A 12687-nucleotide genomic window follows, 5' to 3' on the forward strand; every position below is an offset into this window, starting at 1 on the left:
CCACTGAGCCTCCATGGAATTCATTCGAACCCGCATCGAAACCCAGATCATGAGCCTGACCGGTCTGTCTCTGGGCAAGCTCGACCTGGAAAACCCCAAGGGTGATCCCGGCCTGTTCGGCCCCGATTCGGTGAGCTGGCAAGTGCATGGCGACTTCAGCAGCATGCTGATCGGCGGCATCAGCGCCCTGATGCTGCAAGCTTTGCATCCACTGGCCCTGGCCGGGGTCTGGGACCATTCGAATTTCCGCGAAGACATGCTCGGTCGACTGCGCCGCACCGGGCAGTTCATTTCCGGCACCACCTTCGGTTCGCGAAAGGACGCCGACTGGCTGATCGAGAAAGTGCGCACCATCCACCTGCAAGTGACCGGCACGGCACCGGATGGCCGGCCCTACGCCGCCAGCGATCCTGACCTACTGACCTGGGTGCACGTGGCCGAGGTCAGCAACTTCCTCGCGGCCCATTTGCGTTACCGCAATCCGAACCTGTCCCTGGCTGATCAGGACCGTTACTACGCGGAAATCGCGTTGGTTGCCGAACGGCTCGGCGCCCGTGGCGTGCCGCGTTCGCGGCAGGAAATTGCTGATTACCTTGAGCGCATTCGTCCACAGCTGCTGTGCGATGAGCGCAGTCGAGAGGTATTACGACTGTTGTTGAACGCCCCGTCCCCCAGCCGTTTGGCCAAGCCTTTCGGCAGTTTGATGATGCAGGCCGGGATTGACCTGCTGCCGGACTGGGCCAGTGACATGCTTGGCGTCAGCCAGAGCCCGCTGCAACGCAAGCTGATCCGCGCCAGCGTCAATCGCAGCGTGCCAATGCTGCGCTGGGCGGTGCGTAACGGCTCGGTGCACCGGGCCAAACGACGGATGGGGTTGCTGAGCTAACGATAACCTTGTGGCGAGGGGGCTTGCCCCCGTTCCAGTGCGCAGCACTGGCCAGATTTCGGCAGCACTCTAGATTTTGGGGCCGCTTCGCAGCCCAACGGGGGCAAGCCCCCTCGCCACAGAGCACCTCGGCCCCCTGCCAAGCTGTTAAACTCCCGCGCCAAATTCCCTCCTGCAAGGCGCCCAGCATGTCTTCCTTGAATCAGGCGCTGCGCGCCGCCCTCGATCGTCGTCAGGACCTGCTGGCCGAGCTGCATCAGCAAGGCACCGATTGCTATCGCCTGTTCCACGGCAGCCAGGAAGGCGCCGGCGGCCTGACGATCGACCGCTACGGCCCGCAATTGCTGGTGCAAAGCTTTCACCAGTCGCTGGAACGAGATGCGCTGCTGCAACTGCACGACACCATCAATCAGCACCTGGGCCTCGAAACGCTGCTGGTCTACAACGATCGCTCCCGTGGCAACTCGCGCATCGACCGTGAAGACACCGTCTACCGCGCCGACGAGGCCGCCCTGCAAGACTTGGTCGGTCACGAATGGGGCTTGAATTACCGGGTTCGCGGCCGCCACGCCGGCCAGGATCCGCTGCTGTTCCTCGACCTGCGCAACACGCGCGGCTGGGTCAAGCAGCACAGCAAAAACAAAAGTGTGCTGAACCTGTTCGCCTACACCTGTGGCGTCGGCCTGAGTGCTGCGGCCGGTGGCGCAAGCGAAGTCTGCAACCTCGACTTTGCTGAGGGCAACCTGGCCGTCGGCCGTGAGAATGGCCTGCTCAATCCGCAGTTGCCAACCATGGACTTCGTCCAGTCCGACTATTTCCCGGCCATCCGCCAATTGGCCGGCCTGCCGATCAGCCAGCGCCGTGGGCAAAAACTGCCGAGCTATCAGCGTCTGGAACAGCGTCAGTACGACCTGGTGCTGCTGGATCCGCCCGCCTGGGCCAAGAGCGCTTTTGGCACCGTTGACCTGCTGCGCGACTATCAGAGCCTGCTGAAGCCGGCACTGCTGACCACCGCCGACAATGGCGTGCTGATCTGCTGCAACAACCTGGCAAAAGTCAGCATGGACGACTGGCGCGAGCAAGTTTTGCGTTGTGCAGAGAAAGCCGGCCGGCCGGTGCGCGAGTGGACAGTGATGAAACCGGGCGGCGATTTTCCGTCAATGGATGAGCAGCCGCCGCTGAAAACGCTGATTCTGCAGCTCTGAGATTCATCCAAATAATCAGATAAATCCTATAAAGCATGATCACTTCGGAACCGGAATCGCGTGCCATACTCCAACGCACTCCGATTCAGACAGATGAAGCCGCACATGCCCAAAGGATTGATTCGCGCTATTGGCGCTCTGTTGACCGCTCTAGCCCTCTACAGCCTGCTGGGGTTTCTGATTTTGCCGGGTATCGCGTTACGGGTGGCCAATCAACAATTGGCCAGTTACGCGACGACGCCCGCGACGATCCAGCGTATCGAACTCAACCCGTTCAGCCTTGAAGTGACCCTGTGGGGCCTGATCATCGGCGAGCCGGGCAAGGAGCAGGTCGGCTTCGAGCGCCTGTACGCCAACCTGCAGATCGACAGCCTCTGGACCAAGGCGCTGCACCTGTCCGATATCGAAATCGACAAACCCAAGACCGAAATCCTCTTCGGCAAGGACGGTAAGCTCAATCTGCTTGGCCTGTTCAAAATCCCCGCCAGTGAACCGACCCCGGCCGACCCGAACGCCAAGCCGTTCCCGTTGCGCATCGAGCGGATCAAACTCGCCAGTGGTTTTGTGCACTTCCAGGATGCGCGGCCCAGCGAGCCCATTGAATTCCTCTACGACAAACTCGATTTCGAGTTGAAGAACCTCAGCACCCTGCCAGAAGACAGTGCCGATATGACCTTGGTGGCCGTTGGCCCGGGAGGTGGGAAGCTTGACTGGACCGGAAATTTCAGCCTGATCCCGATCGCCTCCGAAGGTAAGCTGAAAATCACCGATGGCAAGATGAAATCCTTTTGGCCCTATGTGCGTGATTCGGTGCCACTGGTGCTCGAAGACGGCGTAATGAGCCTCAGCACCGACTACAAACTTAACCTGTCCAAGGAAACCGAACTGCTGTTGAGCAACGTCGCCGTCAGCATCGCTCCGTTCGCGATCAAAGCACCAGACGGTCGACCGCTGGCGAAACTCGAGCGTCTGGACATCAGCGAAACCACCGTCGACCTGGCCAAGCAGCAAGTGGTCGTCGGCAAGATCCGCAGCCAGAAGCTGGAAACCTGGGCCGCCCTCGAAGCCGACGGACAACTCGATTGGCAGAAATTGTTCGCCAGCCAACCGTCCAAACCGGCTGCCAAAGCCAACGCCGAACCGGCCAGCACCCCGGCAGCCGCCGATTCACCGAAACCCGACCCGGCGCCACCGAGCAAGCCATGGCAGGTGCTGCTCAAAGACGTGCAACTGCGCGATTACCAGGTGCATCTGGCTGACCGCAAGGCGCAACCCGCCGTGGCGTTGGATGTCGGCCCGCTGAACCTGGACCTGCAGAATTTCGACAGCCTCAATGGCTCGCCTTTTAACCTCAAGCTCGATACGGGCGTGGGCAAGCAAGGCAAGATCACGGCAGACGGTGTCGTCAATCTCGCCCCGGTCAGCGCCAAGTTAAAAGTACAGACCAAGGACATCGACCTGCGTGTTGCCCAGTCCTACATCAACCCGTTCATTCGCCTGGAACTGCGCAGCGGCATGCTCGGCAGCGATCTGGCGGTCGATCTGAAAAGCACCGAGCCGCTGGCGTTCAACGTCACAGGCAAAGCTCAAGTCGATCAACTGCATACCCTCGACACCCTCAAAACCCGCGACTTCCTCAAGTGGCAGCAGTTGGTGCTCGAAGGCCTGAACTATCAGCACGGCGACAGCCTGTCGATCGACAAGGTCAACCTGTTTCAGCCTTATGCGCGCTTCATGATCAACGATGACCGCACCACCAACATCGACGACCTGCTGATTCCACAACCGCCCGACTCAGGCGCCAAAACGGCTGCAGCCAAACCTGCCAGCAAGGAAAAACCGCTGGGCATCCACATTGGCGGCATTGCCATCAATGACGGCTCGGCCAACTTCGCCGACTTCAGCCTGACCCCAAATTTCGCCACGGCCGTTCAACAGCTCAATGGGCAAATTGGCACCATCGACAGCCGTCAGGCGAAACCGGCCAGCGTCGATATCAAAGGCAAAGTCGACCGCTATGCACCGGTCACCATCAAGGGCTCGGTCAACCCGTTCGACCCGATGGCCAGCCTCGACATCGCCACCAGTTTCAAACGTGTTGAACTGACCACGCTCACACCCTACTCCGGCAAGTTCGCCGGTTACCGCATCCGCAAGGGCCGGCTCAATCTCGACCTGCATTACCTGATCACCAAGGGCCAGCTCAAGGCCGAAAACAAAGTGGTGGTCGAGCAGCTGCAACTGGGTGAGAAAGTCGACAGCCCGGACGCCGTGAGCCTGCCGCTGAAACTGGCCATTGCGCTGCTCAAGGACGTCGACGGCAAAATTTCCATTGAACTGCCGGTGACCGGCGACCTGAACAATCCGCAGTTCAGCATCATGCCGATTGTCTGGCAGACCCTGCGCAACCTGATCGTGAAGGCCGCCGCCGCGCCGTTCAAAATGATTGGCGGGCTGGTCAGTGGCGGTGGTTCGGAAGATTTGGGCACTGTGTCGTTTGCGCCGGGTTCAAGCGACCTGAGCAAGGAGGCCGAGGGTTCGTTGGTCAAACTGTCCCAGGCCCTCAAGGAACGTCCGGCCCTGCGCCTGGAAATCGAAGGCACGGCGGCCGCCAGCAGCGATGGCCCGCTGATCGCCGAGCAACGTCTGGAGCGGGAATACCAGTACAACTACTACAAAATGCTCCAGCGTCGCGGGGACAAGGTGCCGGCCAAGGCTTCATTGCTGGAAGTACCGGATAACGAGAAAGGTCCGCTGCTGGAAGGGATCTACCGCACGCGCCTGAAAACGCAGCCGCCCGCCGAATGGAAGGATCTGGGCAAGGAAGAACGCACGGTAAAAATGCGCGAAGGCGTGATCAAGTTCTGGAGTTCCAGCGACGTGCTGTTGCGTGAGTTGGGTCAGGAACGTGCCAGCAGCATCAAGGACTATCTGGTCGACAAGGGTCAGTTGGCCGATGACCGCGTGTACTTCATCGACGCTAGCCTCGGTGAAGCGGAAAGTGACGGTCGAGTGGTTACGCCGCTGCATCTGGACGCCGAGTGATGGGCGCGAAATGGCTGATGAGCCTGGCTCTGGCGGTGGCCGCCAGTCAGGCCTCGGCAGCCGATACCCTGCGCTGCGGCAGTCAATTGGTCAGTGTCGGGGACAGGTCCAGCGAAGTGCTGCAGAAATGTGGTGAACCGGTCAGCCGCGATCTGTTGGGCTACAAGCGCAGCGCCAACCGACGGGAAGAGTTTCAAGTCGAGGAATGGACCTACGGGCCCAACGGCGGGATGTATCAGTACCTGCGTTTTGAAGGTAATCGTTTGAAGCAGATCACCAGCAAGCGCGGCAATTAAGTACACAACAAACCAATGTGGGAGCGAGCTTGCTCCGGGCGGCGTTCCGACGATAGCGGTGTAACAGTCAACTTAGATGTTGAATGTTATGGCCTCATCGTCGGAACGCCGCCCGGAGCAAGCTCGCTCCCACATTTGGTTTTACGTCGCTCACAAATAGAACAGGCCCCGACACGAATGCCGGGGCCTGTAATGGCCACATCCTTATGGCCTTTCGCATGAACTCTCCAGAAGCGGCTGACGTATTGCTCGGCCCGCCCGCCGCGCCTTCTCCCAGTCCAGGCGAGAAGTCTTGCCTTACTCGGCTTTCAGGCCGTCAGCGGAGACCGCCTGGACGCCTTTGATTTTCTTGGCGATCGCCACGGCGGTGGCTTTCTGAGCGTCAGTCACCGCAACGGTGGATGACAGGGACACTACGCCTTTGTTGGTTTCGACTTTGATGTCGGTACCAGGAATGCCTTTTTCAGTCACCAGGTCTGCTTTGACTTTGGTAGTGATCCAGGTATCGGAAGTAGCTTCTTTAGCTTCGGTCACTTCACCCGCGGCCAGAACCATGGGTGCCTGGGTAGCCTGGGTTTGGGCAAATGCAGCGTTGGCCATGGTCAGGGTCAGGGTCAGCGCGGTAGCAGTTGCGGCAGCGATAGCGAACTTCTTCATACGAGTAACTCCTGTTTTTCATAAAGTCTGCTGCGTGTCTTGTCAGCAGGGTTACTGGAGATATTGCGAACGTTGTGCCAAGTTTGAGACAGCCAACAAATACATATAAATCAATAACTTAAAAAAACACCTGATTTTCGGAATCATGCAAAATGCATGACTTCGAAATTATCGACATGCAAGTTGCGGGTTTTACCGCAGGCCTAAGGCCATGAATTGTTGGGATTTTTTCGCTTGCGTGATAACGATCAAATGCAGAACAAAAAATACCCCGCCAAGAGGCGGGGTAAATGATTCAGCAAAAGATCAGTCAGACGCCCGGGCACCCGTTAGGCGAGAACTCTTTCGGCGCGGAGGAGGCGCAAGTCCAGCCCGCCGTCGCGCTGCGGGTCAGCGTGATGGTCTGGTTCAGCACTGGTGCAGGCGCATTGAGCAGCTTGCAAGTAATCGTCCCAGTTCCTTCAGCCACTTTACCCGTTACTGCCAGGGTGCAGTTCTGAGTCGTGGCCACTTTGTCATTGACGTTATCGATGGTGGGATCAGCGGACCCGGCGTTGATCACATCCTCATAGGGAATTTTAAGCGCGGACGCCTCGGCAATACCGGCCGTCACTTTGGCCCGGGCCTGATACTTGGAGTACTGCGGCAACGCAAACGTCGCCAGAATCCCGATGATCGCCACCACGATCAGCAGCTCGATCAGGGTAAAACCTTTTTGAGTATTCATAGACAAGCTCCATGCATGAGTCGAAATCTCATGATCTGAACTAGCCGCAGCACAGCTCATGCCAAGCGCCGCCCCCCCTACTGGCGGGACGCGAGGCGAGTCCAGCGCCCTTTCCCACCCCCAGAATCCGCACTATCTGACACTTTTTGTCACCTGAGTGCCCCTGGTTAGGTTCCTCCGCTTGACTAGGCTATAAGTCATGAACTGTCTGCGTCCGGTATCCCAATGAATGACATCGCCCTTAGCGGTCTGGCCAAGCAATTGGTCCTGGCCGAGCTGCTCACTGACAAAAGCGCGCAACAGGCGTATCAGCAAGCCCAACGCAACAAAATCTCCCTGGTCAGTTATCTGGTGCAGAACAAACTGGTGAAGAGCCGGCAGATCGCCGAGATTGCCTCGGAACATTTCGGCATGACGCTGCTTGATCTCAGTTGCCTGGACAAGGAAACACAACCCAAAGGGCTGGTCAGCGAGAAACTGGTCCGTCAGCACCACGCCCTGCCCCTCTGGCGGCGCGGCAACAAGTTGTTCGTGGGCGTTTCCGATCCGACCAATCATCAAGCCATCAATGACATCCAGTTCAGCACCGGGCTGAATACCGAAGCCATCCTGGTGGAGGAAGACAAGCTCAGCGACGCCATCGAAAAATTCTTCGATACCCAAGGTACCGGCCTGGAAGACATGGCCGACGTTGACCTCGATGGCGTGGACATCGAGTCGATCGATGACAACAAGCAGGACGCCATCGCCGGCCAGGATGTTGATGACGCGCCCGTGGTGCGCTTCGTTCACAAGATGTTGCTGGACGCGATCAAAAGCGGCTCTTCCGACCTGCATTTCGAGCCCTATGAAAAAACCTACCGTGTGCGGATGCGTACCGACGGTATTTTGCGTGAAGTCGCCAAACCACCGATTCAACTGGCCAATCGCATCGCCGCGCGGCTGAAAGTCATGGCCAGCCTCGACATCTCCGAACGGCGCCGGCCCCAGGACGGGCGGATCAAGATGCGCCTGTCCAAGAGCAAATCCATCGACTTTCGGGTCAATACCCTGCCGACCCTATGGGGCGAGAAAGTGGTGATCCGGATCCTCGACCCGTCCAGCGCTCAAATGGGCATCGACGCCCTCGGCTATGAGCCCGACCAGAAAGAACTGTACATGGCCGCCCTCAAGCAGCCACAGGGGATGATTCTGGTGACCGGGCCCACCGGCTCGGGCAAGACTGTGTCGCTCTACACCGGGCTGAACATTCTCAACACCGTGGACATCAACATCTCCACCGCCGAAGACCCGGTGGAGATCAACATGGAAGGCATCAACCAGGTCAACGTCAATCCCAAGCAGGGAATGGACTTCGCCCAAGCGCTGCGCTCGTTTCTGCGTCAGGACCCGGACGTGATCATGGTCGGCGAGATCCGCGACCTCGAAACCGCCGAAATCGCCATTAAAGCCGCCCAGACCGGTCACCTGGTGCTGTCGACCCTGCACACCAACAGCGCCGCCGAAACCCTGACACGCCTGCACAACATGGGCATTCCGGGTTTCAACATTGCCACCTCGATCAGCCTGATCATTGCCCAGCGCCTGGCACGCAAGTTGTGCAGCCATTGCAAGAAACCCATCGAGATTCCCCGGGAGGCGCTGCTCAGGGAAGGCTTCCCCGAGGAACGCATCGGCTCATTCACGATCTATGAACCGGTCGGTTGCGATCAGTGCAACGGCGGTTACAAAGGCCGAGTCGGGATTTATGAAGTGGTGAAGAACACACAGGACCTGCAACGGCTGATCATGGCCGAAGGCAATTCACTGGAAATCGACAGTCAGATGCGTAAAGACGGCTTCAACGACTTGCGGACGTCGGGCTTGCTCAAGGCCATGCAAGGCATCACCAGCCTTGAAGAAATCAACCGGGTCACCAAGGACTGAATATGGCGGTCAAAGCAGCAAAAATCAGCGTCTACGCCTGGGAAGGCACAGACCGCAAAGGCACCAAAATGACGGGCGAGTTGAGCGGTCAGAATCCGGCGTTGATCAAGGCCCAATTGCGCAAGCAGGGCATCAACCCAGGCAAGGTGCGCAAGAAGTCCACCTCGATTTTCAACCTGGGCAAGCGCATCAAGGCCCAGGACATCGCTCTGTTCACTCGGCAGATGGCGACCATGATGAAGGCCGGCGTACCGCTGTTGCAGTCTTTCGACATCATCGGTGAAGGCTTCGATAACCCGGCCATGCGCACACTGGTAGACGAGGTGAAACAGGAAGTCGCAGCGGGTAACAGCTTCGCCGCTTCCCTGCGCAAAAAGCCTCAGTATTTCGATGAGCTCTACTGCAACCTGGTGGATGCCGGCGAGCAGGCCGGTGCCCTCGATACCCTGCTGGAGAGAGTGGCGACCTATAAGGAAAAGAGCGAAAGCCTCAAGGCCAAGATCAAGAAAGCCATGACCTACCCGCTGGCGGTGGTGTTCGTCGCGATCATTGTGACCGGGATTCTGCTGGTCAAAGTGGTGCCGCAGTTCGAATCGGTATTCAAAGGGTTTGGCGCCGAATTGCCAGCCTTCACTGTGATGGTCATCGGCCTGTCGGAATTCATGCAGGACTGGTGGTGGGCGATGCTCGGCGTGCTGATCGCGGCCATCTTCGGCGTGCGCCACGCCTTTAAAACGTCGCAAGCCTTTCGGGACCGAATGGACACCTGGCTGCTGAAGCTGCCGTTGATTGGCACGCTGATGTACAAGTCCGCCGTAGCCCGTTACGCCCGCACGCTGTCGACTACCTTTGCGGCGGGTGTGCCACTGGTGGAAGCCCTGGATTCGGTGGCCGGAGCCACCGGCAACATCGTGTTCAAGCGTGCGGTGCTGCGCATCAAGCAGGATGTATCCACTGGCATGCAACTGAACTTCTCCATGCGTGCCTCCGGTATCTTTCCGAATATGGCGATCCAGATGACCGCGATTGGCGAAGAGTCCGGTGCGCTGGACGATATGCTCGACAAGGTCGCGAGCTTCTATGAGGACGAAGTGGACAACATGGTCGATAACCTCACCAGCCTGATGGAGCCGTTCATCATGGTGGTGCTGGGTGTTATCGTCGGTGGCCTGGTGGTTGCGATGTACCTGCCCATCTTCCAACTCGGCACAGCGATCTGACATGCCCTTGAACGACATTCTGACCCTCCACCCGTTGGCCTTCGTAATCGCAGCCATGTTGGTCGGCCTGCTGATTGGCAGCTTTCTCAACGTGGTGGTCTGGCGCCTGCCAAAAATGCTTGACCGCGAATGGCGTGAGGAGGCTCGTGAAGTGTTGGGCTTGTCAGGTGAAACACCACTGCCGACCTTCAACCTGATGCTGCCCCATTCCCAGTGCCCACATTGCGGCCATCGAATCCGTGCCTGGGAAAACATTCCGGTGCTCAGTTATCTGCTCTTACGGGGTCGATGCTCGAACTGCACGGCAGCCATCAGCAAACGCTACCCGCTGACCGAACTGGCCTGCGGTCTGCTCTCGGCGTTCATCGCCTGGCATTTCGGTTTCGGCTGGCAGGCCTGCATGGCGCTGCTCCTGAGCTGGGGGTTGCTGACGATGAGCCTGATCGACGCCGAGCACCAACTGCTGCCGGATGTGCTGGTGCTGCCGCTGGTATGGCTGGGGCTGATCGTCAACAGCTTCGGACTTTTCGTGTCCTTGCATGAAGCGTTGTGGGGCGCGGTGGCCGGCTATATGGCGCTGTGGTCAGTGTTCTGGCTGTTCAAGCTGATCACCGGCAAGGACGGCATGGGCCACGGTGATTTCAAGTTGTTAGCGATGTTCGGCGCCTGGGGTGGCTGGCAGATCCTGCCACTGACCATCCTGTTATCGTCGATGGTGGGCGCCGTTGTCGGCGTGATTTTGCTGCGTTTGCGCAACGCGAAAACCTCCACGCCGATCCCCTTCGGACCCTTTCTGGCAATTGCCGGCTGGATTGCCTTGCTCTGGGGTGGTCAAATAACCGACTTCTATTGGCAGTTTGTCGGTTTGAAATGAATACCCCTGTGGAAAAACCCTGGATTCTCGGCTTGACCGGCGGCATCGGCAGCGGCAAAAGCGCGGCTGCCCAGCACTTCATTGATCTGGGCGTGCACGTAGTGGATGCTGATCATGCGGCGCGTTGGGTGGTAGAACCGGGGCGCCCGGCGCTGGCCAAAATCGCCGAACACTTCGGCCCCGGCGTATTGCAAGCCGACGGGCAGCTGGATCGCGCGGCGTTGCGCAAACTGATCTTCGAAGTGCCAGAGGAACGCCGCTGGCTCGAAGCGCTACTGCATCCGCTGATCGCCAAGGAAATCGCCGACCATCTGGCCAAGGCACAATCGCCCTACGCGATTCTGGTTTCGCCGCTGCTGATCGAGTCCGGGCAGTACGCCATGACCCAACGGGTTCTGGTGATCGATGCCCCGGAACAACTACAGATCGAGCGCACCCTGCAGCGTGACCAGACCAGCGAGCAACAGGTCCAGGCGATCCTCAAGGCCCAGTCCAGCCGACAGGACCGCGTGAGCCACGCCGACGATGTGGTGGTCAACGACCGCGACCTCGCCTGGCTGCACAGCGAGGTCGAACGCCTGCATCACTTTTACCTTACTTTGCGTGGAGGCCAGTCATGAGCCAAACCCCAACCGTCGATTGCCCAACCTGCGGCGCCCCTGTTGAATGGAGCCCGGAAAACAAATTCCGGCCATTCTGTTCCGATCGTTGCAAGTTGATTGACCTGGGCGCCTGGGCGTCGGAAGAACACAAGATTCCGGTCAGTCCGGATGCCGAAGACGACCTGTTCAGCGAAGACTTCGAGCCGCGTCACTGATCTTCAAGGCCGCATAAAACCGTAGTTCTGGCTGTCATCGAGGTTTTCCGCAAGAAAACGCAACTCATCGGCCAGGTCTTCGGCGCTGCGCACTGCCTTGCTCTGTTGCACCACTGCACTGAGCAAGGCACGCAGGCTCAACCCCGGATCAAACCCCACTTCCTGCGCCCCATCCAGACTTTGACGCAACTCCTGCCTTGCCCATTCGTAGACACTCATTTCGATGCTCCTGAAGGTTTTCCAGAGCATGGATTCGTGAGCGGTTTTTGCCTTTGATGTGGATCAAGATTTGGGATCGTCGTCTTTCCAGGGTGCCGAAAGGTAGCGCGTGCGATTGAACGTCTCCAGCCATTCCGGACTGAACACCACCAGCGCGCTGACAATCATTCCGTTGATAAAGGCTTCCGGGAAAATCAGCAGCCACAGATAACCAGCGAAATCTTCCAGCCAATACGGCATCTCGAAACGTTCGTTGAACCACAACAGCCATAGCGCCAGCAGTAGACACAGCAACGCCGACAGCGCCGCGGCGAAGAAACCGGAAACGAAGATATACACAAAGGGATTACGCGGCTGCTTTCGCTCCACCAGGATCGCGCAGCATTCGGTGACCAACACCGGCAGCAAAATCAGCAGCGCACCGTTGACCCCCATCGCTGCCAGATCCTGCCGCCCGAGCAGCACCAGGCCGAATTGCGCCACCAGCGCGCCGACGATCGCCAGTGGCCAATCCAGCAGTAAGGTCACGGCCGTCATACCGATGAAGTGATAAGACACGCCGGTATCGAAATCCCGTCGCACCAGCCAGAGCATGAACAGCGCGAACACCGTGCCGAACAACAGATGCTGGCGGCGACTGTCGCTGAACAGTTCGACCCACGGTGCTCGCGCAACGGCCCAGATCAGCACCGGCACATAAATCAACCACCCCGCCGTGAGGGTTTCAGGTGACAGTAACTCGGCACCGATCATGGCTGGCCACACTCCTTTGTCTTGCCGAAAGAGAACAGGTCCTCAGTCTACACCGCCCCTCG

13 protein-coding genes are annotated in these 12687 nt (G+C 58.7%); 9 read left to right on the plus strand and 4 right to left on the minus strand.

The window, feature by feature from the left end; genetic code table 11:
- Positions 1 to 13 precede the first annotated feature (13 nt).
- From ACA056_RS24520 to ACA056_RS24535, 4 genes are all read left to right on the plus strand, one after another.
- Positions 14 to 886: an oxygenase MpaB family protein gene (locus tag ACA056_RS24520; RefSeq protein ID WP_497268385.1), complete on the plus strand. Its 873-nt coding sequence runs from the start codon at positions 14 to 16 to the stop codon at positions 884 to 886.
- A gap of 188 nt (positions 887 to 1074) precedes the next feature.
- Positions 1075 to 2091 (plus strand): class I SAM-dependent rRNA methyltransferase, encoded by a 1017-nt coding sequence (locus tag ACA056_RS24525; protein ID WP_497268387.1) that lies wholly within the window; start codon positions 1075 to 1077, stop codon positions 2089 to 2091.
- A 93-nt stretch (positions 2092 to 2184) separates the two neighbouring features.
- The gene (locus ACA056_RS24530) at positions 2185 to 5136 is read left to right on the plus strand and encodes a DUF748 domain-containing protein (protein WP_497268389.1); all 2952 of its coding nucleotides are present in this window, start codon (positions 2185 to 2187) and stop codon (positions 5134 to 5136) included.
- On the plus strand, positions 5136 to 5432 hold the full coding sequence (locus ACA056_RS24535) for a DUF2845 domain-containing protein (RefSeq protein WP_497268391.1): 297 nt from the start codon (positions 5136 to 5138) through the stop codon (positions 5430 to 5432). The genes ACA056_RS24530 and ACA056_RS24535 overlap by 1 nt, the downstream gene beginning before the upstream one ends.
- A gap of 297 nt (positions 5433 to 5729) precedes the next feature.
- On the opposite strand, the gene ACA056_RS24540 is transcribed toward ACA056_RS24535, so the two are convergent.
- On the minus strand, positions 5730 to 6089 hold the full coding sequence (locus ACA056_RS24540; RefSeq protein WP_497268393.1) for a BON domain-containing protein: 360 nt from the start codon (positions 6087 to 6089) through the stop codon (positions 5730 to 5732).
- Positions 6090 to 6399: 310 nt separating this feature from the next.
- On the minus strand, positions 6400 to 6816 hold the full coding sequence (locus ACA056_RS24545; protein ID WP_497268395.1) for a pilin: 417 nt from the start codon (positions 6814 to 6816) through the stop codon (positions 6400 to 6402).
- Between the two features lie 225 nt (positions 6817 to 7041).
- On the opposite strand from ACA056_RS24545, the gene pilB reads away from it, so the two are divergent.
- From pilB to yacG, 5 genes are read left to right on the plus strand one after another with little or no spacing between them, the layout of a single operon-like run.
- Positions 7042 to 8742 (plus strand): type IV-A pilus assembly ATPase PilB, encoded by a 1701-nt coding sequence (gene pilB, locus ACA056_RS24550; RefSeq protein ID WP_497268397.1) that lies wholly within the window; start codon positions 7042 to 7044, stop codon positions 8740 to 8742.
- Between the two features lie 2 nt (positions 8743 to 8744).
- Positions 8745 to 9962, plus strand: coding sequence for a type II secretion system F family protein (locus ACA056_RS24555; protein WP_497268399.1), 1218 nt, complete (start codon positions 8745 to 8747; stop codon positions 9960 to 9962).
- 1 nt (position 9963) lies between these two features.
- The gene (locus ACA056_RS24560) at positions 9964 to 10836 is read left to right on the plus strand and encodes a prepilin peptidase (RefSeq protein WP_497268401.1); all 873 of its coding nucleotides are present in this window, start codon (positions 9964 to 9966) and stop codon (positions 10834 to 10836) included.
- Positions 10833 to 11456 carry a dephospho-CoA kinase gene (gene coaE, locus ACA056_RS24565; protein ID WP_282480270.1) on the plus strand — a complete coding sequence of 208 codons (624 nt, stop codon included), beginning with the start codon at positions 10833 to 10835 and terminating at the stop codon, positions 11454 to 11456. Before ACA056_RS24560 ends, coaE begins: the two co-directional genes overlap by 4 nt.
- A complete protein-coding gene (yacG, locus tag ACA056_RS24570) occupies positions 11453 to 11653 on the plus strand; it encodes a DNA gyrase inhibitor YacG (RefSeq protein WP_140681081.1) in 201 nt (66 codons plus the stop codon). The genes coaE and yacG overlap by 4 nt, the downstream gene beginning before the upstream one ends.
- Before the next feature lie 3 nt (positions 11654 to 11656).
- Here the strand turns inward: yacG and ACA056_RS24575 are convergent, their stop codons facing one another.
- Both ACA056_RS24575 and ACA056_RS24580 read right to left on the minus strand, forming a co-directional pair.
- Complete coding sequence (locus ACA056_RS24575) at positions 11657 to 11872, minus strand: hypothetical protein (protein ID WP_497268404.1); 216 nt, start codon at positions 11870 to 11872, stop codon at positions 11657 to 11659.
- Positions 11873 to 11935: 63 nt separating this feature from the next.
- Entirely contained in the window at positions 11936 to 12625 is a 690-nt protein-coding gene (locus ACA056_RS24580) for an energy-coupling factor ABC transporter permease (RefSeq protein ID WP_497268406.1), read from the minus strand.
- Positions 12626 to 12687 lie beyond the last annotated feature (62 nt).

This window comes from Pseudomonas sp. LBUM1666 (genome assembly GCF_059695775.1).